We start from the raw sequence: 22,608 nt of genomic DNA, 5'->3' as shown, positions 1-22,608 counted from the left end.
TGTTAGACCAGTTGAGACGATCGAGCCAGCACAGCGGGCGCAAAAGTGACCATCTCGCTCCACGAAGCATCCGTCGGTGTCTATGTGCCGTATCTGTGCAATCTCTCCGCGCTGCTCGATCACGCGGAAGCCCACGCCAGGGCGCGCAAGATCGAACCCGACGTGCTGCTTGGAATGCGGCTGTCCCCGAACATGTACAGCCTTCGCCAGCAGGTCGGGGAGGCGAACCGTCACGTCGTCCTGAGCTGCGCGTTGCTCGCGGGGTCCGCACCACCGGTCTTCGGCGAGCCGGAGACCGGCATCGCCGGGCTGAAAGCCCGGATTGCCGCCACGATTGATTTCGCGCAGAGCCTGCCGCGAGAGGTGATCGACGCTGCCGCCGAAAGGGACGTCACATTCACGTTCCGGAGCGGCGCGACCAGACCGTTCACGGGCAAGTCCCTGATCCTGACCTTCAGCGTCCCGCAGTTCTTCTTTCACGTCGCAACGGCCTACGACATCCTGCGTCATGCCGGCGTCGATCTCGCGAAGAAGGACTTCCTCGGACCGCCGCGGCAGCCGCAGGTTTAGGCGTCGTTGCGGTCCTTGCTCGCCTGAAGGGCGGTCGCGGTGCGGCTGATGATCTCGTGCCTGAACTGCTCGAAGCGCCGCCGCGCTTCCGCTTCGCGATCGTCGACGAATTTGATTGCGGCGTCCCTGTCCATCGGGCCGTTGACCAGCGGGGTCGATCCTTCACCGACGGTCTCGTCGACATAGTATTCGGCGCCGTCCTCGCGCACCGTCCAGCGGAAGCGCAGCGCGGCCATCGGGCCCGGGCCGGACTTTGAATAGCCGTTGGCCTCGATCGGTTGGCGCGGCTGGATCGGCTCCGGCTCGCTCGGCTCCGGTTCGTTCACTTCCGGTTCGACCGCTTCCAGCTCCGGCTCGTTGAGCTCGGCCTGTTCGATCTCCGGCTCGGCCTGTTCGAGCGGCGGCGGCTCGATCGCCGTCGGTTCGGCCTCAACGGAAACCGCCTCGACAGCAGCGACTGTGATGGAAGTTGGCAGAGGCGGTGGCATTGCAATCGAGGCCGGCGGCTCTTGGGCGGGCTCGGCTGCCTTGTCCGCCGCCTTGTCGGACGACTTGTCGGCCGATTTGGCCGTCTCGGGAGGTGTCGTCGTCTGATCGAGAATGCTCGCAATCGCAGCGAGCGCATTGTCGGTCGGGTCACTCACGGTTCGGTCTCCCAGGCACGACGCCGGCGGAATCGCGCCGACGCCCTTTCTATCTACCTGGTCTGACTACCCTTTGTCAGCCCGGCGCTTCTGCGCCGGCGCAGCCTAAGCGCAGACCGGCGGACGCCGGCCCTTCCAGGGGCGGACCTGCTCGAGCTGGCCGGCGAGGCGGAACAGCAGCCCTTCCTCGCCGAGCTTGGCGGCGAACATCATGCCGAGCGGCAATCCGGCCTTGTTCCAGGCGAGCGGCACCGACATCGCCGGCTGGCCGGACATGTTGAACATCGAGGTGCCCGGCATGTAGCGGCGGAGCACCGGCGCAATGTGGGTCAGGTCCTCGGACATCGTGTTCAGCTCGCCGAGGCGGAGCGGCGGCGCGCACAGCGTCGGGCTGAGGAAGATGTCGCAACCTTCGAAGAACGTCGCGAGACCGCGCGATATCTGGAACGCCGCAAGCTGCGCGGCAACGTAATCCGCCGGTGTCATCTTCACCGAATTCTCCGCGCTCGCCAGCGTCAGGCGCTCGACGTCGTCGGAGGTCAGTTTGCGCCCGACGCGCTGCTCGAGCAGCCGCACCGTCAGCGCCGTGTTGCCGCCGACGATCGTCGTCATGGTTGCTGCGGGATCGGCCGCAAGCGGCGGCGCGCGCTCCTCGACATGATGGCCGAGGCCCGCCAGCAGCTTGGCAATGTCACGGACCGCCGCGGCGATCTCGGGATCAATCGCGTCGCCATACGGCGACTTGTCGGTGAAGCTGATGCGCAGATGGCCGGGATCGCGGCCGACCTCCTGGGAAAACGGCCGCTCCGGCGCGGGCGCGACGTAGAGGCTCGACGGCTCAGGCCCATGGATCGCGTCCATCATGACCGCGCTGTCGCGGACGCTGATGCTGAGCACATGACCGACGGAGAAACCGCCCCAGCCTTCGCCACGGTCGGGGCCGCAGGGGTTGCGGGCGCGCGTCGGCTTCATGCCGAACACGCCGGAGGCGGAGGCGGGGATCCGGATCGAGCCGCCGCCGTCGCTGGCGTGCGCGACGGGCAGGATGCGCGCTGCGACCGCGGCACCGGCGCCGCCGGACGAGCCGCCGGAGGAATGTTCGAGATTCCAGGGATTGCGGGTCGGGCCGAACAGTCGGGATTCCGTCGTCGGCATCAGGCCGAATTCCGGGCTTGCGCTCTTGCCGAAGATCGCAAGGCCGGCATCGAGGAAGCGCTGGGCCAGCGTGCCGTTGTGGTCGGCGACGAAGTCCTTCAGCAGGCTGGCGCCCGACGTGGTGCGGGTGCCTTCGAGCAGATCGAGGTCCTTCAGCAGGAACGGCACGCCGGTCAACGGACCGTCGGGCAACCCCTTGGCGATCTGACGCTCGGCGTAATCGTAATGCTTGACGACGACGGCGTTGATCTTCGGATCGACCGCGGCAGTGCGCGCGATCGCCTCCTCGAGCAGCTCCTTTGGCGTCACGTCCTTCTTGCGGACGAGCTCCGCAAGTCCGACCGCGTCATAGTTGCCGAATTCCTTGAAAGCCATGTGCATGCTCCGCATCGCCGGGCCGATCTTGGGGTGTCGGCCACGGCGCAACTAGAGCACGATCCGGAAAAGTGTGAAGCGGATTTTCCGAAAAGATCGTGCTCAAACAACAAACCAAAGCGCGATGATCTATCTCATCGCGCTTTGGGGACGGCTGAAAGCTCAGCCGAGGACGTCCTGGTTGATCACATTCTGGCGCAGCGGATTGCCGTCCAGCACGCTGAGGATATTGCGCGCGGTCTGCTCGCTCATGCGATCGACCGCCTCGACCGTCACGCCCGCAACATGCGGGGCCATGATCACGTTGGGCAAGGCGTGCAACGGCTGGCCGACCGGCGGCGGTTCGACCTCGAACACGTCGAGGCCGGCGCCGGCGAGCTTGCCCGACACCAGCGCGTCGTGCAGCGCCTTCTCATCGACGATGCCGCCACGGGCGGTGTTGATCAGATAGGCCGTCGGCTTCATCAGCCTGATCCGCGCCGCGTTGAACAGGCCGACCGTTTCGGGATTCTTCGGGCAGTGGATCGTGACGAAATCCGCCCGCGGCAGCGCCGCCTCCAAGCTCGGCACGGCCTCACAGCCGGCCGCGGTGATCTCGCTGGCGGCCTTGTAGGGGTCGTACACCAGCACATTCATTTCCATCGCAAGGCAGCGCTTGGCGGTGCGGGTGCCGATGCGGCCGAAGCCCACGATCAGGACGGTCTTGCCGTAGAGATCGAACGGCAGCACACCGAGCCGGCTCGCCCAGGTGCCGTCCTTGACCATCGCGTGCATTTCCTGCGCGCGCTTGGCCAGCGTCAGCATCATGAACAGGGCTTGTTCGGCGACCGACGGCGAGTTCGCGGTGCCTGCGACCATCAGCGGCACCTTGCGGCGGGACAGTGCCGGCACGTCGACGGCGTCGTAACCGACGCCGATCCGGGTCACCACCAACATGCCCTTGGAGGCCTCAAGCTCAGCTTCGCCGAAGCGGGTCGCACCGAGCGCGACGCCATGGACCGGCGCATGCTGTTCGAGCATGACCTGAAAATCTTTGGCCGAGATCAGGTTGGGAAATTCGATGAGTTCTACGTCGTCCCGCTCGTTGAGGAGCACCCGCGCCCCCGGAGACAGAGTCTGGGTGATGAAGATCTTCTTCTTGTTGGTGGCCATTTCCTGCCCTTGCGGTTTCTTGTGCGCCGTCAAAGGACGGCGCCGGTCACCTCGTTTAGCAAATGCATATTGTTGAGGTCCACTGCCAATCGGAGCGGGCTGCCATCCTGCGCGCCGGCATTGGGACTGACCCGACCGCAGACCTGGCTGCCCTCGAGCGTGAAATAGACCAAGGTCTCCATGCCCATCGGCTCGGTGACGTCGAGCATCGCATCGAACGGCTCGACGCCGGGCTCGGCATGCGGCCGCGCCTCCATGACATGCTCGGGGCGGATGCCCAGCAGGAGCTTGTCGGTGCGGGAGAGTGCCTGGTAGCGGGCGGCGCGGGCCGGCGGCAGCGTGAAGGCGAGGCGATCGGTCAGCCGCACGTTGAGCTTGCCTGCGGCGTCCTCGAGCCGGCAGGGCACGAAATTCATCGCCGGCGAGCCGATGAAGCTCGCGACGAACTTGGTCGCCGGCTTGTGATAGAGCTCGTTGGGCGTACCGATCTGCTCGATCCTGCCGTGGTTCATCACCACCACGCGGTCGGCCAGCGTCATCGCCTCGACCTGGTCATGGGTGACGTAGACCGTCGTGGTGCGGACTTTCTGGTGCACCTTCTTGATCTCGATCCGCATCTGCACGCGCAGCTTGGCATCGAGGTTGGACAGTGGCTCGTCGAACAGGAACACCTTCGGATTGCGTACGATTGCGCGGCCCATCGCGACGCGCTGGCGCTGGCCGCCGGAGAGCTGCTTCGGCTTGCGGTCGATCAGGTCGGTGATGTCGAGCATGCGGGCGGCTTCCGTCACCCGGCTCTTGATCTCGGCCTTGGGATAGTTCTTCAGCCGCAGCCCGAACGACATGTTCTCGGCAACGGTCATGTGCGGATACAGCGCATAGTTCTGGAACACCATCGCGATGTCGCGGTCTTTCGGCGGCACGTCGTTGACGACGTCGCCGCCGATCATGATGTCGCCGTCGGAAATGTCCTCGAGGCCGGCAATCATCCGCAGCGTCGTCGACTTGCCGCAGCCGCTCGGCCCGACCAGCACCACGAACTCATGGTCGGCGATATCGAGGTCGATGCCGCGCACCGCCTCGACCTCGTCGTAACGCTTCACCACCTTGCGCAAACTCACGTCGGCCATGAATCCTACCTTTATCGCGTTCAACCTTTTGTCGCACCGGCGGTCAGGCCGGCAATGTAGTAGTCCATCAGGAAGGCGTAGATGATCAGCGGCGGCGCGGCGCCGAGCAGGGCGCCGGTCATGATCTGTCCCCAGTTGAAGACGTCACCCTTGATCAGGGTCGTGATGATGCCGACCGGCAGCACGAGCTGGTCGGTCGAGGTCGTGAACACCAGCGGATAGAGGAACTGGGCCCAGGAGACGGTGAAGGCGAAGATCGTCGCCGCGATCAGGCCGGGCAATGCGACCGGGATGAAGATCCGCGTCAGCGTCTGGAACCAGCTCGCGCCGTCGATGATCGCGGCCTCGTCGAGCTCCTTCGGGATCGAGGCGAAATAGCCGATCATGATCCAGGTGCAGAACGGCACCGTCAGCGTTGGATAGATGAACAGCAGCACGTACCAGCGATTGACGAGCTGGATGCCGGTCAGGTCGCCGAACACCGCGAACATCTTGAACAGCGGAATGAACAGCAGGCTGTCCGGAATGAGATAGGTGAGGAACACCCCGGTTGCGAGCGTCGCCGAACCCCAGAACTTCATCCGCGCCAGCGCAAAGGCCGCCGGCACGCTGATCAGCATCGTGACGGTGACCACGATGATCGAGACCCAGGCTGAATTCCAGAAGAAGCGCAGGAACTGGTTCGACGTCAGAAGCTGGACGTAGTTCTCGAGGGTGGGTTGGTGCACCCACCACGGATTGGTCGCGGCCGAAATCTCCGCGCTGCCCTTCAGGGACGTGATCAACATGTAGAATGGCGGCGTCAGCGAGAAAATCGCAAACAGCGTCAGGAAGAAATAGGACCAGCGCAGTGCCCAGGTCCGGTCACGGCTCATGCTGCCGTATTTGACCTTGCGGGTCGGTCCGGACTTGTCGATCGTCATCGTGCTCATCAGGATTCGTTCCCGCGTTTGGTGATGTCGCGCAGGATGAAGATCGCCGCGACCGCGAGGATCGGCACCATGAACAGCGAGACGCTGGCGCCGAGTGGAATATCGCTGCCCTCGATGCCGACACGGAACGCCCATGTCGCGAAGATGTGGGTGTGGTCGAGCGGCCCGCCCGCGGTGAGGATGCGCACGATGTCGAAATTGGCGAAGGTGACGATCAGCGAGAACAGCGTGGTGATCGCGATGATGTTGCGCATCATCGGCAGCGTCACATACCAGATGCGCTGCCACCAATTGGCGCCGTCGATCGCGGCCGCCTCGTAGAGCTGCTCGGGCACCGATTTCAAGGCTGCCAGATACATGATCATGAAGAACGGCGCGCCGTACCAGACGTTGACCAGGATCACTGAGAAGCGTGCCCACATCGCGTCGCCGGTCCACGGGATCGGTCCGATGCCGAAGAACGACAGCGTGTAGTTGAAGGCGCTGTAGGAGGGGTCGAACAGCCACAGCCAGGCCAGCGTGCTCATGGCCGGCGGGATCACCCACGGCACCAGCAGCATGCCGCGCCATTTGCGTTGCTTGTTGGCGGGCACATTGTGCACGAAATGCGCGACGATGAAGCCGATCAGGGCTTTGAAGATCACCGCCGAGATCGCGAAAATGCAGGATTGCTTGACCACCAGCCAGAAGGTGTCGCGCTTGAACAGGAACTCGAAATTGCCGAAGCCGACGAACTTCGTCATCGCCTTGTTCAGCGTCGCGAGGTGCACCGAGTAGAGGGCCGGATAGATCACCAGTATAGCGATGAGAAGGATCAACGGCAGCGTCATCAGGAACGCGGACATCGACTTGCGCCGCAGCGCGTTGCGCAGGCCGACGCGCCTGCGCCCCGCCTGGGCTGCAGCCGTGCGGTTGGATTGGAATGCGACATCAACCATAACGCAGGTCCCTCGCGCGGGTTGGTTGCACAGCTCGCCGGCTCGGCGTCCGCAATGTGAAGGCGAGACCCCGCGCGGCCAGCTCGATCGGCGGCCGCGCGCGAACCCGTCCGCTCGTCAGCTTCGCATGAAGCCTTCGCACTCGCCCTCGGCCCAGGCGAGCGTCTTTTCCATGGCTTCGCCCTGGTAGTATCGCAGACACATCTTGGTCAGGGTGGCCTGGAAGTAGATCTGCTGAGCGACCTTGGGCGGCGCAGGCGAGGCGGCAATCGACAACGTCTGGTGCTTGTAGGGGTTCGGGTAGTGATAGAGCGTGCCCTTCGGCGGCCCTTGCTCCTCCCAGACCTTCAACGTCGTCAGTTTCTCATAGGCCGGCAGGTCGTAGCCGCCGCTCGCGACCACCATCTTCTCGATCGATGCTGGTTGCGACAGGAAGGACAGCAGGCTCTTGGCCGCTTCCTTGTTCTTCGAGAACGACCAGATCGACCAGAAGAACGGCAAATAGGGTGCGAAGCGTCCCTTCGGCCCGGCCGGGAACCCATGGGTCCAGCATTGCTCGGCGATTTGCGGAGCATCGCGCTTGGCGACCGCCCAAGCGCTCGGCGGGTTCATGATCATGGCGCCCTTGCCGGCGACCAGCCACTTGTTGTTGGAGGCATCGTCCCAGGCGGCAACATCGGGCGGCAGGAAGGCGAGCAGCTTCTTGTAGAACTCGAGCGACTGCCGCACCGCGTCGGTCTTGACGGTGAGGTCGCCCTTGGCGTCGACCAGTTGTGCACCGAACGACTGGAAGATCGCACCGGCAGTGTCGACATTGTCGCTGGTTTCGCCAAGGCCGATGCCGAACGGGAAGCCGGCCTTGTGGCAGGCTTCAGCCGCCTTGAGGAACGTATCGAGGGTCCAGTTGTCCGCTTTCGGCGGGCCTCCGGCCGGATACATCTCCTGCACGTCGATATTGGCATATTTCTTCATCAGGTCGATGCGGGAGCAGGGCCCCTTGATCTGGCTACCGACGCTGGCGGGAACGCCGAGCCATTTGCCGTCGGCCTGGCCGAGATACTTCACCGTGCCGTTGACCTCGCCGTTCAGCTTGATGAGCGGGTCCATGATGTCATTGACGGGCTCGAGCAGTTCCGCATTGGCCTGTGGCCACCATGTCGGCATCTGGAAGATATCGTGACCGGATTTCGCCTGCGCTTCGGCGGCGATGGTGACGATGTTCTTGTTGCCCTGGCTGGTGATGTAGTCGATCTGAACCTCGACCTTCTCCTTGGCGGCCCACTCGTTGACGAGCTCGGTGGACGCACTGTTCGCGCCCGGCACCCAGTGATCCCAGAAGCCCATTGAGAGCTTTCCGGCTGCATATGCGCCACGAACGTAGGGGGCTGTAATCAAAGCGGCCGATGACAGCGCTGTCGCTGCAACGAATTCTCGGCGTGAAAGCTTCTTCCGTGACATGGCGATCCCTCCCTGGCAGCCGACGGACAAAGACTTTGGATCCCATTGTTGTTTTGTGCGTCGCGTTCGCGCGACGTCGCGGGATTTCGTTGGCACCGATCAGAACAGAATTGCCGGCTGCTGTCGAGAAACGAGATGCTTATGCCACGTAGTACTAACGTTGTGGTCAAATCGCAGGCAGCGTCGTCAGCGCCAGCGTGATTGCAGGCGGTTTGCAGGCTTCGCGCGCTCATGCTGCGACGCACGCGATGTTTGGCGCGGACACCTTCGCAGACGGCGCGCGGTTGAGCCGCAGGTTTCAGGTCAACCCCGGCCGAGTTGTGTTCCGTCATGTTGATGCCCAGCCCGACCGATAGACTTGCGGAAGCCGGAAACGATAAAGTCCGGATTCGTCGAACCTACCCCCGCCTCAAATTCTGCAATCCACCATCGATCACGGAGACCCGACCATGCTCATCCCGGTAGCGAAGCTGCGAGCGCAATGGAGATTGTGCGTCGCGGTTGGGGCCGCCACCATCACGCTGCTCGCCATGCCTCATCTGGTCGATGCGCAGATCGTGCAGGGCGTCGAGAAAGGCGCGCGCGAGGGCAACAAGGCCGCCGGACCGGTCGGCGGCGTTCTGGGCGGAGCGATCGGCGGCGTTGTCGGGGTGGTGACCGGCGTGACCGGGGTGTTCACCGGCAACAATGCCAACAACGCCAACCCAAATGCCGGCAGCGGCAAGAACGCACAGACGCCGGCGCCCGGCGACAAGCAGGGCGCCAAGGCCACCAAGTCGGCCAAGGCCGCCGCCAAGGACAAGGGTGCCAAGCAAGCCCCGGCCGTGCTGACCCAGACAGGCGCACCGCAACTCACCGCCGAACAGATCGTCGCCAACAGCGACGCCAACATCGAGCGGATCAAGAAGGAACTCAATCTGACGCCGGAGCAGGAGAAGAACTGGGCCGGCTTCAACAGTGCGATGCACTATCTCGGCCACAATGGCGCCGACCGGCTCAACCTGCGCATCGCGCGGGCCCAGCGCGATCCACCTGACGACATCATCGAGCAGATGCGCAACGAGGCCCAGTTCCTCAACGACCGCGCGGGCGACCAGCGCAGCGTTGCCGACGCCGCCGAACCGCTCTTTGCGAGCCTGGACGACAAGCAGAAACAAATCTTCATCAATGAAATGGTCCGACTCAGCCACGAACGCGGGCTCGACTAGAGCCATTTCCGTTCCGATCGTCGGCGAAGTGGGGACGAATAGCCGGGCCACCATGCCCTGGGGTAGGTTAAAGGCGCAGCACCCGGCTATTCTGCCGCAGCGGCGCGGCCCGGCTAATTCGTCATTCAATGTTGAAGAAAAACGGACCGGATCACGCCCGAGTGATGGCCGAGTCAGGGCCATGTCGGGAACCACTTTCGCGAAATGAAAAATGGCCGTTGCTTGCGGCGCCGAAGCTGGCGAAGGCCGTTTCAGCTCTTCGGGAAGTTCAGCTCCACGCCGACCCCATCGGGATCGTAGAGGAAGATCTGGGTGTCGCCGGTGCGCGGCACGATCTGCTCGCGGAAGGTGACGTTCTTCGACTGCAGGCGTTTGCGCACGCCTTCGACGTCGGTGGCGGCGAAGGCGATATGGTCGAGGCGGCCGGTGTCCTCATATTTCTTCTCGGTGCCGCGCACGACGATGCCGTCGCGCGGCTTGCGGGTGCCCATTAAATGGACGGTGGCCTGGCCTCCGGAATAAAGCCAGTAGCCGGGGAAATCGAGCGGCGGCCGATCGCCGTTCTCGAGCCCGAGCACGTCGCAATAGAACTCCTTGGTCTTTTCCAGATCCTGCGGCTCGATGGTGAAATGCTGTAGTCCGCCCAATGGCATGGTTCTTCTCCTTGAGAAATCGCGTTAGAGCGCCAGGCGCTAGACGAAGCTGAGGTCGGCATCGACGCCGAGCATCCACGCGCCGACCGTCTCGAAATGGCTGAACCGGCCCTGCAGTTGCTGGGTCACGGTGTGGATGTCGCGGAAGCGCCGTTCCAGCGGATGGCCGTCGAAGATCGCGGTGGCACCGGCCGTGTTGTAGGCGAAGTCGACCGCTTCCCGCGCCTTGTGGATGGCGTGCGTCGCGGCCATCCGGATTGTCATGCGCTGCGCGACCGTGATGCTGTGGCCTGCGACCAGATCCTTCCAGATGTCGGCCATCGACTGCAGCAGGAATGCGCGGGCGGCACGCAGATTGACCTCGGCCTGAGCAAGGCCGGATTGCACCACCGCATTGTCGCGCAGCGTTTTGGTCATGCCGCGCGGCACCTTGTTGCGGGCGACGTCGACGAAATTGTCCAGCGCGCTGCGGGCAATGCCGCAGGCGACCCCGGCGAAGCCGATCTGATAGCAGGTGTGGTTGCTCATCCGGTACAGCGGACCATCCTCACGGCACTCGCGGTCGAATTCGCGGGTGATCGAGTGGTCCGCGCGGACGAAGAAGTCGTTCAGCGCGAACTGGTCGCTGGCGGTGCCGCGCAGCCCGACCGTGTTCCAGATGTCGGTCCATTCGACGTCCTCGGTTCGCACCAGCATGGTGCGCTCGACTTGCTCGCCGTTGGTGTCGCGGCGGGGCGAGCCATCGACCGCATAGATCGGACAGTGCGCGCCGAGCCAGGTGGCGTGCCGCCCGCCCGAGGCAAACGACCAGACGCCAGTCACGCGGTAGCCGCCCTCGCATTCGATCGCCTTGACCCTGGGGCCGGGGCCCCAGGCCAGCACGGCGCGCGGGTCGGCAAACACCTCCCGAGCGACCGGCAGGTCGAGATAGGCCGCCGACATCGCACAGCCGCCGGCCTGGCTCAGGCACCAGGCCGTCGAGGCATCGGCTTTGGCGATGGTCTCGATGGCATGGAAGAAGGTGACGGGATCGGTCTCGATCCCGTCGGTCGAACGCGGCAGCAGCAGGCGGAACAGCCGCGCCTCGTGCAGCCGGTCGAGCAGATCGGGCGGCAGGCGTCGCGTCGTCTCGATATCGTTGGAGGCGGCAGCCACCGCGTCCCTGATCGCCTCGGCGCGGGCGATCACATCGCGATCGCCTGCAAGATCGGCTGAAGTGACGCTCATATCCGCCTCCCTCAGGCGCGCCGGATGGTTGCGGAGGCCGCGACGTCAGCCGTCGCGCTGAGCTCCTTGTCGATCTGCTCGATCGACTTGCCGCGGGTCTCGATCCCGAAGAAGAAATAGACGGCACCCGCCATCAGGAACCAGCAGCCGAGATAGACGAAGGCGGTCGGGATCTGGGTCAGCGGCACATCCGGCTTGAGGTAGTTGTTCGAGCCGACGATCAGGGCAAGCCCGACCGGCCCGATGATCTTGCCGATGCCGCCGAAGCCATAGGCCGACCCCATGCCCGTGGTGCGCAGATGCGACGGCCAGACCTCCGCGGCATAGGGCCCGACGATCGCAAAGCCGCCGTCGGCGAAGAAGAAGGCGGCCCCAAGCAGCAGCCAGAATGCCGACATGCCGAACAGCGTCGCGTCGTAGTGATAGCCGGCGACGATGGTCAGCGCGCCGGCGCCGAAGCCGAGCAGGCCGCCGGCGACACGTCGTCCCAGCAGCTCCGAGAACCACGAGAACGAGATCCGGCCGAGGAAGCCGGTGATGCTGAGCAGGATCATCATCTTGGCGGCCTCCTGCGGCGTGACCTTCAGGAGCAGCACGAACAGCGCGGGCGCCCACAGTGTGATGCCGTAGACGCCGGTCTGCGCGCCGGCATTGCCGAGCCAGGAGACAATCAGACTGCGCGGGTATTTGAACAGGTCGAACCAGCTGGTTTTGACGATCGGGCCGGCGTCGGCCGCGCTCGGCAAGGGCAGTTCGGACGGCGGCACCTGCAAGGCCCAGGCGAGCGACTTGCGGGCTTCGTCATAGCGTCCTTGCCGGCACAGCCAGCGCGGCGATTCCGGAACCCAGAGCCGGACCAGCAGCACCAGAACCGACGGCAGCACGCCGATCGCGAACAGCAGCCGCCACTGATCGGTACCCATGATCGCTCCCAGCACTGCGCCGAGGCCGACGCCGAGCGGGATCACGCAGGTGACGAGCCCGCCGACCCAACCGCGCTTGTGCGAGGGCATGAACTCCTGCACCAGCGGCAGGTCGACACAATAAAGCCCGCCGACGCCGGTGCCGACGAAGAAACGCAGGATCGCCAGATAGACCCAGCCATTGTCGGGGGTGAAATAGAGCAGACCGGTCGCGATCGAGAAGTTCAGCACCGTGCCGATGAAGACGATGCGGCGCCCGACCCGGTCGGCGAGCCAGCCCCAGAGATAGGCGCCGAGGATGGCGCCGATACCGGAGCTCATCAGCACGGTGGCCGACTGGCCGAAGGTGAGCTTCCATGGCCCGATCAGGAACGCGAGCACAAAGCCGATCAGGAAGTAGTCGAAGAATTCCAGCGCATCGCCGATGATGGCCGCCGCAAGGATCTTGATCTGGTTGCCGGTCAGAGTCGTCCGGCGATCGAGAATCTCGAACATGGCGCGTCTCCCCATGGCGCCTGTTCATTATTGTTCGGAGCGTGCGTCGCGCCAGCGCATCGCTCATGGGGTGAGGCTATCCTCGCGCCGTCGCGAACGGCAAGCCCGCGCCGACGCGGGGCTCATCTGCACGGACGCGATAAGCAATTCGGCCCACTGCTGCGCACAAATGGTGGTGCGAAAGCCCGGCGTGAGCCGTGGGAGCCGTTGACTCCTGCAATGCCGATCGCCCACGTTTGCCCCGAAGAAAGCTGGGGAGCAGGCAAAGTGGACGAAAAGCGCAGGCATCCGCGAACCGAGGTCAATGAACCCGGCTATGTCTCGTCCGGCGGTTCGGTCATGCACTGCACGATCGTGAATATATCATCGGAAGGGGCGGCCATCGAGGTCGAGAATCCGGCCTTCGTCCCGCATCGTTTCCGCCTGATGATGGCCCGCGACGCCTCAGTGGTTTACGAGTGTCAGGTGATCTGGAGCAAGAAGACGCGGATTGGACTAAGCTTCGTGACGACCGCCTGAGCAATCGATGGGGACGCCCATGATCGACCGTGCCAGGGGTGCCCGGGTTTTGTTTCTGCAACAGCAGGTGACACGCCGATGACTCCGGAACCTGCAACGATCTGCCTCGGCTGCTGGCAAAACCTGCACATGCCGATCCCGCTGCGCGGCCCCTTGTCGGCGCCGTTTCGCCTGTTCGGTGTCCGGCCGAGCCGCATGAGCCCGAACGTGTGCACGATCTGCGAGATGGCCTTCTCGAAGATCATGAAAGCGCGCGCCGTGACCATCGACGCCACCATCCTGTTCGCCGATCTGCGCGGCTACACCACACTAACGCAGACCATCGCGCAGGACGGGCTGACCTCGCTGCTTGATGCGTTTTACGACGACTGCGCCGCCGCGATCTGGCGCTATGACGGCATTCTCAACAAGACGATCGGCGATGCCGTGTTCGCGATCTTCAATTTTCCGGTGCGGCGCGACGACCATGCCGCGCAGGCCTTGCTGGCGGCGCGCGACATCCAGCGGCGCTTTCAGGACAGGCACGACGCGCTGGTGCGGGCGATTGGCGCCGGGGACATCGAGCTCGGCATCGGAATCGGGATGGATAGCGGTGACACCAATTTCGGTGAGTTCGGTCAGGCCCATCGCGACCTGACCGCGGTCGGCACCGTGGTCAATCGCGCGGCACGCGCCCAGGCGATCGCAAAGTCGGGCGAGATCCTCGTCACATCAACCGTGCGGGATCGAACCGGCGACATGGTCACGGCAGCCGGTTCCGACTACACGCTGAAGGGCTTCGACCAGCCCGTCACGCTGTTTCCTGCGTGAATTGACGCGGCGCAAAAAAAGACGGCTCCAGCGCGGAACACCGCGCCGAAGCCGTCGGGGATGGTCGTTTGCCGATTACGAACGTCGCATCAACGCGAGGCGGGCAGCTTCGTTCCCGCCTGCATGCAGAAATCCTTCGGACCGGCGTCAGCGCCACATCCCACGCATCCGGGCGCCGATGTCGATCGGCGGCGCGCGGCTGGCGGAGGCGGCCTGTGCGGCCGCGGCGCGCGGCCATGTGGTCCGCTCGAACATCGGCAGCAACCGTTCCGGGATGAAGCGGGTGCGCGAGGCGTACATGTGGCGGTCGCCCTTGGCGGCCTGGCCGTGGACGAAAAAGCGCTGCGGCACCAGCAGATGCAGATCGTCCTTGGCGCGGGTCATGGCGACATAGAGCAGGCGGCGCTCCTCCTCGAGTTCCGCCGACGTGCCGGCGCCGAGATCGGAGGGCATGCAGCCGTCGACGACGTTGAGCACGTAAACCGATTTCCATTCCTGGCCCTTGGAGGAATGGATCGTCGACAGGATCAGGTAATCCTCGTCGAGCAGCGGCACACCGGCCTGGTCGCTGGTGGCATCAGGCGGATCGAGCGTGAGCTCGGTGAGGAAGCGTTCGCGTGACGGATAGCCGGCGGCGATCTGCTCCAGCTGAATGAGGTCGGCGCGGCGGACCTCGCTGTCCTCATGGATGCGATCGAGATGCGGCTCGTACCAGAGCCGCGCGCGCTCGATGTCGACCGGCCATTCCGAGTAGCGGAGATTCTCGATGGTCTCGACGAACAGCCGCCAGTCAGCGCCGGCGCGGGGCGGGGCGGGCAGTGCGGCGAGCGCGGCAATCGGATCGGCGGCCTCGGTCATGTGGTCGAGCACCCGCTGCGCCGAAGCCGGCCCGACGCCGGGCAACAGATGCAGGATGCGAAAGCCTGCGACCCGATCGCGCGGATTGGCGGTGAAGCGCAGCAGTGCCAGCATGTCCTTGACATGCGCGGCGTCGAGGAATTTGAGCCCGCCGAATTTCACGAAAGGAATGTTGCGGCGGGTCAGCTCGACCTCGAGCGGTCCGCTGTGCGAGGAGGTGCGGAACAGCACCGCCTGATGCTTCAACAGCGCGCCTTCCTCGCGATTGGTCAGCACCTGCTCGACGATGTAACGGGCTTGATCGGCCTCGTCGCGGATCGTGACCAGCAGCGGCTTGCGGGTCGAGGTCCGATCGGTCCACAGGTTCTTGGTGAAGCGTTCCTTGGCCAGCGAGATCACGCCATTGGCGGCCGCCAGGATCGGCTGCGTCGAGCGGTAGTTGCGCTCGAGTGTGACGATCTCGGCGGGCGGGCTGAATTGGCTCGGGAAGTCGAGGATGTTGCGCACGGTAGCGGCGCGGAACGAATAGATCGACTGCGCATCGTCGCCGACCACGGTGAGCCCGCGCCCCGCCGGCTTGAGCGCCAGCAGGATGGAGGACTGCAGGCGGTTGGTGTCCTGATATTCATCGACCATCACATGGTCGAAGCGGCCGCCGATCTCTTCGGCCAGCGCAGTGTCTGTCACCATCTGCGCCCAGTAGAGCAGGAGGTCGTCGTAATCGAGCACGTTTTGCCGCTGCTTGGCTTCGACATAGGCCGCGAACAGTTGCTTCAATTCACCGGACCAGCCGGAGCACCAAGGGAAGAACTGGCCGAGCACGGCTTCGATCGGCATCTCCGCGTTCACGCAACGCGAATAGATCGCAAGGCAAGTGCCTTTGGTGGGGAACCGGCTTTCGGTGCGCGAGAAACCGAGGTCGTGGCGGACCAGGTTCATCAGATCGGCGGAATCCTCCCGATCATGGATCGTGAAGGCCGGGTCGAGCGCGATACGCTCGGCGAATTCGCGGAGCAGCCGCGCGCCGATGCCGTGGAAGGTGCCGGCCCAGTTCAGCGCATCGGTCATGACGGAGGCGCGGTCACCGAGCACGCGGCGCGCGATGCGCTCGACGCGGCCGGCCATTTCCGCCGCGGCGCGCCGCGAGAAAGTCATCAGCAGGACGCGGCGCGGATCTGCGCCGGCGACGATCAAATGCGCGACGCGATGGGCGAGGGTGTTGGTCTTGCCGGAGCCTGCGCCCGCAATCACCAGCAGCGGCGCGCCGACAATGCCGTCTTGGCCGACGCCGTGCTCGACGGCGCGGCGCTGCTCGGAATTGAGCGCATCGAGATAGGCTGTGTTGGCAAGATCAGGCACGAATCACCCCCACGAAACGCTAACAGACATTGCGATTCAGTGGAGCCGACACGCCTTGGCGCCAGCCGAGAAATTAGATTGACATTAACGCGGCGCGGAGCACAACCGCGCCATGGGTGACGTATCCAAATCCGAGACGCCGCTGAAGGCGACATTCAAGGTGCGGCTCAACGGCGAGACGGTGACGCTCGCGACCGTTGGCCAAGCCTATCGCTTCATCAGCAATCTCAGTGCCGTCGAATGGATGGAGTTCCGCGCGCTGCATGACGACGCGGTCGCTGCACTGGAGCTGGCGGCTGGCAATGCCATGCTGACGGTGCAGGCAACCAACGCGTTGCGGGTGCTGTTCGTCAGGGCAAAACTGCTCTGAAAAAGAAGTGGGCCGCCTTGGCCCTCCGAGGCGGCCCGAGAGTGCGGCCGAGCGCATTACGCACCAGCCGTCGCGTGTACCGCCGTTACCTTGTTTGCGGCCATAACGAACAGGCCGTACGAAACCACCGCCGATTCGGCTGTAGCTGCTGCACCACAATCACGTGCCGACATCGTCGACGAGCCGGTCATATACAAGGGCGGAGCGCATGTTCATCGTTGCAATCTTCAGATAGCCGGGTTCGCGCATGGCGTTGTTGAACATCATGATCGCCGTCTTCCAGTAGCCGCGCTCGCGTTGATCCACGTTCAGCGCGGACAAATAGTCCGCCGCATCGCCGACGGTTGCGAGCGTTCTGCCGTCCTTCAGCGTGATCGGGAACGCAAGCGGCGATCGCTTCTCCAGCTCCAGCACGTAAGGCTCCCCCAGGACCAAGCAGCAATAAGGCAAAGCGGTAATAAGCAACAACAGGAACAGAACTAGCTGCGCCGCTATATCAAAGCCTTAAAGGGCTGTCCGCCCGGTCGGGTACGGGGGTCAGAAAGAATCCGCCAGCGCGATCTCGGCCTTCAGGGCATCGATGCGCCGCTCGGCTTCCTCGGACGTCAGGTCACCCGCGAACTGGTTCGGCTGATAGGCCTCCTCGGCGAGGCTCCTCAACCGCAACGCCTGCGCACGGGTCATCAGTCCGCCAAAGCGTTCCGCAACCCCGCCAAATCTCACCGCTGCCATGCCCATCGCTCACCTCACTTGCTGGATCGTGACTTGACAATATGTTCTATTTTTGTTCTAACAAGACATGGACAACAAGATCAATGAAATTCGTCGGAAGATCAGCACCTTGCGGGCCGAAATGACGCTGGTCGAGGCGTCGATCCGGGACCAGGTCAACCACGACCTCGATTGCAGCGAAGCGTCGTACCGGCTGATGGCGATGCGCGCCGAAGTGGCCGAGCTGATCGGTCGCTGGAAGGCCGCAGGCGGCGGCGACCATCTCCCGACGGTTCGGGAACGGCTGAGCCGCAGCTACGGGGATCGCCCCGTTGCGACCGTCAAGCCGGACAAGGCGAGGCCCAAGCCGGGCCACAGTAACGCCAGGGCGTGATGCGGCCCGTTGGCCGAAAGACGGGTTAGGAGACCGCCTCGGGCTCAAATCAGTTTCAGGGCTGGAACCCGAGCCGCAGCATCTGTATTTTCTTGTGGTGAGAGCCAACACCATAGCATCGCCCAGCGCCATGATCGCCGATCCGACCGCGCCACCGCGGGTATCGATGAATGACGATCGCAGCCCGTTGCTGACGCTGATCTCCTGCATCAGCTGCATCAGGACGATGCGGCTTGAGAGCAGCTCTCCGGGCAGCGAGGGCAGGGACATCCTTCAATACCGCTGCGAACAATGCAGCCGCATCGAACGGGTGCAACTGGTGCGGCGGACCTGGCCGGCGGACCGCTAGCCCCTCGATTTGAATTTACGAACGCGCTCTCGCTTTTCTGTGCGCTTCATCTGCTGGGGGATCGATCTCGCCCGACGCGTGTTCAGATCGTTGCCCGGTCAGCTTCGACAGTTCGCGGCTGAGGTCGTGAATGTGGTACGGCTTACGCAGGACCGGAAAGTCGGACCGCACGTCGCGTGCACTCTCGCTGTAGCCTGTCGTCAGCAGGATCGGCAGCGCAGGCTTCCTGTCCCGGATCGCGCGCGCCAGCTTCAGCCCATCCATCTTGCCGGGCATGACGATGTCGCTGAACACCACATCGATCCCGTTGGCGTCGATTTCCGATAAGGCAGCTTCTGCGCTCGACGCCCAGCGCACCGTGTAGCCGAGCTGTTCGAGCAGGCCCGTGCTGGCATCCGCGACGGCTGGGTTGTCCTCGATCAGCAGGACGGTTGCGGAGCCGCGCACGCTGTGACCTTCGGTCGTACCCGTTGCGTCCGTCGTCCCGCGCGGAAGGTAGATGCTGACCTTCGTGCCCTTGCCGAGCGTGCTGGCAATTTCGATCCGGCCGTCGGCCTGGTGCGCAAAGCCGTGGACCTGGGACAGTCCGAGGCCGGTCCCTTTGCCAACGGGTTTGGTGGTGAAAAACGGGTCAAAGACCTTGCTCAGCACATCCTGCGGGATGCCTTCGCCGGTATCGACTACGTCGACGGCGACCTCGGTGGTTGCGGGTACGTTTCGGGCCGAGACAGTCAGCGTACCGCCATTGGCCATCGCGTCCCGGGCATTGACGACAAGGTTGATCAGCGCGGTCTCAAACTCGTTCGGGTCGACGAAGACCGGCCAGAGATCTGGCTGGATATCGATGTCCAGCCTGATCGCGCCGCCGAGCGCGCTGCTCAACACCTCGCGCACTGCGGTGACCCTGTCGGCGACATCGATGGTCTGCGGATTGACGCTCTGGCGGCGCGCGAAGGTGAGCAGCTGGCTGGTCAGGGATGCGGCGCGCTCGGACGCGGTTTCGATCGCGCTCAGTGCAAGCCGGCCGCGCTCGCTCGTCACCTCGCGCCTGATCCGATGCAGATTGCCCGAAATGATCATCAGCAGGTTGTTGAAGTCGTGCGCGACGCCACCGGTCAATTGGCCCAGCGCATCCATCTTGTGCGATTCCGCCAGCTGTCGCTGCACCTGTTCGAGCTTCTGCTGTGCCTCGCGCCGCTCGGAAATGTCCCGCGTGATCTTGGCAAAGCCGACCAGGCTGCCATCGCTGTCGCGGATCGGATCGATCACGACGCTCGCCCAGAAGAACGAGCCGTCCTTGCGGACCCGCCAGCCATCCTCCTCGTAGTGCCCGGTCTCCTCCGCGATCTTGAGCGCGCGGGCGGGCTTGCCCGCGGCTTGGTCGGCCGGCGTGTAGAACCGCGCGAAGCTCTGGCCGATGATTTCGCTTGGCGAATAGCCCTTGATGCGCTCGCCGCCGGCGTTCCAGTTGGCGACGATGCCGGCCGGCGTCAGCATGTACAGCGCGTAGTCGGTGACGTTGCTCACTAGTAGGCGGAACTGGCTTTCGCTGGCGTCGAGATCCGCGCGCGCCTGTTGGCGCTCGGTCACGTCGCGGGTGACCATCGCGTAGCCGATCAGCTTGCGCTTCTCGTAGATCGGATCGATGACGACAGAGGCGTAGAATTGCGAGCCATCCTTGCGGATGTACCAGCCCTCGGCCACGGCGTGCTTTTCCTTCCGCGCCATCCGTAGCGCCATCGCGGGAAGGCCCGATGCACGATCCTCCTCAGGGTAGAAGACCGAGAAGTGCTTGCCGAGGATCGTCTTGGCCGGATAGCCGGTGATGCGCTCGGCGCCCTTATTCCAGTTGATCACCCGTCCATCGGGGGCGAGTGTGCAGATCGCATAGTCAATTGCCCCTCCGGCCAACAGGCGGAAGCTGCGTTCGCTTTCGAGAATGCCCCGCTTGAGCTGGTCTGACTTTTTAACCATCACCAATCCTGCCAACGCCGGGAACGTTCCGGCGAGGCCAATGTTCCAATGCGATCAAATGCGCCGATCGGGCCCAAGCAATACGAACGGCTTACGCTACTGCGCAAAAAGTTCCAATGCGCATGGGAACTTTTGGTTCCATCGACGATTAAGCCCCTCGGTTTGCGTCACAAATCGCGGTTTTGGCGTTTTCCCGCTTGAATAGATCAAGGGCAGTCATTCTTATGGTCACACTGGCTTCTCCGAGTCCCTGGATTCGTGGCCAGCGCGTAGGGGAAAATACATGACCGATCTCGGTTCGCCGCCTCGTCCCCGTCCCGATACACGCCGCGCCCAATCATCGAACGGAAGCCTCGATGCCTCGCACGATCTGCTGCAATCGCTGCAGGCGATGCGCGGTGGCGACTTCTCGGTTCGGATGCGTGGCGACTATCTCGGGATCGACGGCAAGATCGCCGACGCCTTCAACGAAATCGCAGCCGCCAATGAGCGCATGGCGCAGCAATTGGCGCGCGTCGGGCAGGTCGTCGGCCGTGAGGGACAGACCCGCCAGCGCGTCAATTTCGGCCTCGCCAGCGGCGCTTGGGCCGATATGGAAAGCTCGGTCAACACCCTGATCGACGATTTGCTGTGGCCGACCCGCGAAGTCACCCGTGCGGTGGCGGCGGTGGCGCAGGGCGACCTGTTGCAGACCGTGCAGCTCGACGTCGAGGGCAGGCCGCTGCGCGGCGAATTCCTGCAGTCGGCGAACATCGTCAACACGATGATCAAGCAGCTCTCGGTGTTTACCTCCGAGGTCACGCGCGTGGCCCGCGAAGTCGGCACTGAGGGCAAGCTCGGCGGCCAGGCTCAGGTCCCGGAAGTGACCGGCGTCTGGAAGGACCTGACCGAGAGCGTCAACTCGATGGCCAACAATTTGACCGGCCAGGTCCGCAACATCGCCGAGGTGACGATCGCGGTCGCCAACGGCGACTTGTCCAAGAAGATCACGGTCGACGTCCGTGGCGAGATCCTGCAGCTGAAGGAGGCCATCAACACGATGGTCGATCAGCTGCGTTCGTTTGCGTCGGAAGTGACGCGCGTGGCCCGCGAGGTCGGCACTGACGGCAAGCTCGGCGGCCAGGCGATCGTGCCCGGCGTCGCCGGCACCTGGAAGGACCTCACCGACTCGGTGAACGCGATGTGCGGCAACCTGACCGCCCAGGTCCGCAACATCGCCAACGTGACCACGGCCGTGGCGCGCGGCGATCTGTCGCGCAAGATCACGGTCGACGTCAGCGGCGAAATCCTCGAGCTAAAGGACACCATCAACACCATGGTGGACCAGCTCAACTCGTTTGCCTCGGAAGTGACGCGCGTGGCGCGCGAAGTCGGCACCGAAGGCAAGCTCGGCGGCCAGGCCCAGGTGCCCGGCGTCGCCGGCACCTGGAAAGATCTGACCGACAACGTCAACTTCATGGCGTCGAACCTGACCGCGCAGGTCCGCAACATCGCCGACGTCGCGACCGCGATCGCCGGCGGCGACCTGTCGAAGAAGATCACGGTGAACGTGTCCGGCGAGATCCTTCAGCTGAAGGAAACGCTGAACACGATGGTCGACCAGCTCAACGCGTTTGCGTCGGAAGTGACGCGCGTGGCGCGCGAGGTCGGCACCGAGGGCAAGCTCGGCGGCCAGGCCAACGTGCTCGGCGTCGCCGGCACCTGGAAGGATTTGACCGACAACGTCAACTTCATGGCCTCGAACCTGACCGCGCAGGTCCGTAATATTGCGGGCGTCACCACCGCGGTCGCCAATGGCGATTTGTCGAAGAAGATCACGGTCGACGTGCGCGGCGAGATTCTCGAGTTGAAGGACACCATCAACACGATGGTGGACCAGCTCAACGCCTTCGCCGGCGAAGTGACGCGCGTGGCGCGTGAGGTCGGCACCGAAGGCAAGCTCGGCGGCCAGGCCGAGGTGCGCGGCGTCGCCGGCACCTGGAAGGATCTGACCGACAGCGTCAACTCGATGGCGTCGAATCTGACGGCCCAGGTCCGCAACATCGCCGAGGTCGCGACCGCGGTGGCGAAGGGCGATCTGTCGAAGAAGATCACGGTGAACGTGTCGGGCGAAATCCTTCAGCTCAAGGAAACGCTCAACACGATGGTGGACCAGCTCAACGCCTTCGCCGGCGAAGTCACCCGCGTGGCGCGCGAGGTCGGTACCGACGGCAAGCTCGGCGGCCAGGCCGAAGTGCCCGGCGTCGCCGGCACCTGGAAAGATTTGACCGACAGCGTCAACTCGATGGCCGGCAACCTCACGGCGCAGGTTCGTAACATCGCCGAGGTCGCGACCGCGATCGCCGGCGGCGACCTGTCGCGCAAGATCACGGTCGACGTCCGCGGCGAGATCCTTCAGCTGAAG

At 64.1% G+C, this 22,608-nt stretch carries 22 protein-coding genes; 8 read left to right on the top strand and 14 right to left on the bottom strand.

Features of this window, described 5'->3' with window-relative positions; genetic code table 11:
• Positions 1-45 precede the first annotated feature (45 nt).
• Positions 46-570 (top strand): DUF1993 domain-containing protein, encoded by a 525-nt coding sequence (locus tag H8A95_RS30535; RefSeq protein WP_229186545.1) that lies wholly within the window; start codon positions 46-48, stop codon positions 568-570.
• On the opposite strand, the gene H8A95_RS30530 is transcribed toward H8A95_RS30535, so the two are convergent.
• From H8A95_RS30530 to H8A95_RS30500, 7 genes are all read right to left on the bottom strand, one after another.
• The gene (locus tag H8A95_RS30530; protein WP_229186544.1) at positions 567-1,214 is read right to left on the bottom strand and encodes a hypothetical protein; all 648 of its coding nucleotides are present in this window, start codon (positions 1,212-1,214) and stop codon (positions 567-569) included. The genes H8A95_RS30535 and H8A95_RS30530 overlap by 4 nt on opposite strands.
• A 105-nt stretch (positions 1,215-1,319) precedes the next feature.
• Positions 1,320-2,744 (bottom strand): amidase, encoded by a 1,425-nt coding sequence (locus tag H8A95_RS30525; RefSeq protein ID WP_229186543.1) that lies wholly within the window; start codon positions 2,742-2,744, stop codon positions 1,320-1,322.
• Positions 2,745-2,906: 162 nt separating this feature from the next.
• Positions 2,907-3,896 (bottom strand): hydroxyacid dehydrogenase, encoded by a 990-nt coding sequence (locus tag H8A95_RS30520; protein ID WP_229186542.1) that lies wholly within the window; start codon positions 3,894-3,896, stop codon positions 2,907-2,909.
• Positions 3,897-3,925: 29 nt separating this feature from the next.
• Positions 3,926-5,026: an ABC transporter ATP-binding protein gene (locus H8A95_RS30515; protein WP_163153862.1), complete on the bottom strand. Its 1,101-nt coding sequence runs from the start codon at positions 5,024-5,026 to the stop codon at positions 3,926-3,928.
• Positions 5,027-5,046: 20 nt separating this feature from the next.
• Positions 5,047-5,958: a carbohydrate ABC transporter permease gene (locus H8A95_RS30510; protein ID WP_229186541.1), complete on the bottom strand. Its 912-nt coding sequence runs from the start codon at positions 5,956-5,958 to the stop codon at positions 5,047-5,049.
• Positions 5,958-6,896 (bottom strand): carbohydrate ABC transporter permease, encoded by a 939-nt coding sequence (locus H8A95_RS30505; protein ID WP_229186540.1) that lies wholly within the window; start codon positions 6,894-6,896, stop codon positions 5,958-5,960. Before H8A95_RS30505 ends, H8A95_RS30510 begins: the two co-directional genes overlap by 1 nt.
• A gap of 117 nt (positions 6,897-7,013) precedes the next feature.
• The gene (locus H8A95_RS30500; protein WP_229186539.1) at positions 7,014-8,354 is read right to left on the bottom strand and encodes an ABC transporter substrate-binding protein; all 1,341 of its coding nucleotides are present in this window, start codon (positions 8,352-8,354) and stop codon (positions 7,014-7,016) included.
• A gap of 449 nt (positions 8,355-8,803) precedes the next feature.
• Here H8A95_RS30500 and H8A95_RS30495 point away from each other — a divergent pair, with 449 nt between their 5' ends.
• Positions 8,804-9,562, top strand: coding sequence for a Spy/CpxP family protein refolding chaperone (locus H8A95_RS30495; RefSeq protein ID WP_420839475.1), 759 nt, complete (start codon positions 8,804-8,806; stop codon positions 9,560-9,562).
• A 251-nt stretch (positions 9,563-9,813) separates the two neighbouring features.
• Here the strand turns inward: H8A95_RS30495 and H8A95_RS30490 are convergent, their stop codons facing one another.
• Genes H8A95_RS30490 through H8A95_RS30480 form a run of 3 tightly spaced genes read right to left on the bottom strand, consistent with a single transcriptional unit; the run spans position 9,814 to position 12,860 of the window.
• A complete protein-coding gene (locus H8A95_RS30490; RefSeq protein ID WP_163153854.1) occupies positions 9,814-10,215 on the bottom strand; it encodes a VOC family protein in 402 nt (133 codons plus the stop codon).
• Between the two features lie 39 nt (positions 10,216-10,254).
• On the bottom strand, positions 10,255-11,442 hold the full coding sequence (locus H8A95_RS30485) for an acyl-CoA dehydrogenase family protein (protein WP_229186538.1): 1,188 nt from the start codon (positions 11,440-11,442) through the stop codon (positions 10,255-10,257).
• Positions 11,443-11,453: 11 nt separating this feature from the next.
• A complete protein-coding gene (locus H8A95_RS30480; protein WP_229186537.1) occupies positions 11,454-12,860 on the bottom strand; it encodes an MFS transporter in 1,407 nt (468 codons plus the stop codon).
• Between the two features lie 219 nt (positions 12,861-13,079).
• Here H8A95_RS30480 and H8A95_RS30475 point away from each other — a divergent pair, with 219 nt between their 5' ends.
• Together H8A95_RS30475 and H8A95_RS30470 are read left to right on the top strand one after the other, a co-directional pair.
• Entirely contained in the window at positions 13,080-13,379 is a 300-nt protein-coding gene (locus H8A95_RS30475) for a PilZ domain-containing protein (RefSeq protein WP_229186536.1), read from the top strand.
• 78 nt (positions 13,380-13,457) lie between these two features.
• Positions 13,458-14,189 (top strand): adenylate/guanylate cyclase domain-containing protein, encoded by a 732-nt coding sequence (locus H8A95_RS30470; RefSeq protein WP_229186535.1) that lies wholly within the window; start codon positions 13,458-13,460, stop codon positions 14,187-14,189.
• A 147-nt stretch (positions 14,190-14,336) separates the two neighbouring features.
• Here H8A95_RS30470 and H8A95_RS30465 read toward each other — a convergent pair whose 3' ends face one another.
• On the bottom strand, positions 14,337-16,406 hold the full coding sequence (locus H8A95_RS30465) for an ATP-dependent helicase (protein WP_229186534.1): 2,070 nt from the start codon (positions 16,404-16,406) through the stop codon (positions 14,337-14,339).
• A 112-nt stretch (positions 16,407-16,518) separates the two neighbouring features.
• Here H8A95_RS30465 and H8A95_RS30460 point away from each other — a divergent pair, with 112 nt between their 5' ends.
• Positions 16,519-16,776, top strand: coding sequence for a hypothetical protein (locus H8A95_RS30460; protein ID WP_229186533.1), 258 nt, complete (start codon positions 16,519-16,521; stop codon positions 16,774-16,776).
• A 159-nt stretch (positions 16,777-16,935) separates the two neighbouring features.
• Here the strand turns inward: H8A95_RS30460 and H8A95_RS30455 are convergent, their stop codons facing one another.
• Together H8A95_RS30455 and H8A95_RS30450 are read right to left on the bottom strand one after the other, a co-directional pair.
• Positions 16,936-17,190: a hypothetical protein gene (locus H8A95_RS30455; protein WP_163153841.1), complete on the bottom strand. Its 255-nt coding sequence runs from the start codon at positions 17,188-17,190 to the stop codon at positions 16,936-16,938.
• A gap of 123 nt (positions 17,191-17,313) precedes the next feature.
• The gene (locus H8A95_RS30450) at positions 17,314-17,508 is read right to left on the bottom strand and encodes a DUF3072 domain-containing protein (RefSeq protein WP_229186532.1); all 195 of its coding nucleotides are present in this window, start codon (positions 17,506-17,508) and stop codon (positions 17,314-17,316) included.
• Between the two features lie 67 nt (positions 17,509-17,575).
• Here H8A95_RS30450 and H8A95_RS30445 point away from each other — a divergent pair, with 67 nt between their 5' ends.
• Positions 17,576-17,881, top strand: a complete 306-nt coding sequence (locus H8A95_RS30445) for a hypothetical protein (protein ID WP_229186531.1) — start codon at positions 17,576-17,578, stop codon at positions 17,879-17,881.
• 130 nt (positions 17,882-18,011) lie between these two features.
• Positions 18,012-18,230, top strand: coding sequence for a hypothetical protein (locus tag H8A95_RS30440; RefSeq protein ID WP_229186530.1), 219 nt, complete (start codon positions 18,012-18,014; stop codon positions 18,228-18,230).
• A gap of 15 nt (positions 18,231-18,245) precedes the next feature.
• On the opposite strand, the gene H8A95_RS30435 is transcribed toward H8A95_RS30440, so the two are convergent.
• Complete coding sequence (locus H8A95_RS30435) at positions 18,246-20,204, bottom strand: hybrid sensor histidine kinase/response regulator (RefSeq protein WP_338027989.1); 1,959 nt, start codon at positions 20,202-20,204, stop codon at positions 18,246-18,248.
• 391 nt (positions 20,205-20,595) lie between these two features.
• Here H8A95_RS30435 and H8A95_RS30425 point away from each other — a divergent pair.
• Positions 20,596-22,608: HAMP domain-containing protein (locus H8A95_RS30425; protein WP_229186546.1), on the top strand; the 2,013-nt coding region annotated here is incomplete at its 3' end.

Source organism: Bradyrhizobium oropedii (genome assembly GCF_020889685.1).
GTDB classification, from domain to species: domain Bacteria; phylum Pseudomonadota; class Alphaproteobacteria; order Rhizobiales; family Xanthobacteraceae; genus Bradyrhizobium; species Bradyrhizobium oropedii.
This window is presented reverse-complemented; position numbering and strand designations above follow the sequence as displayed.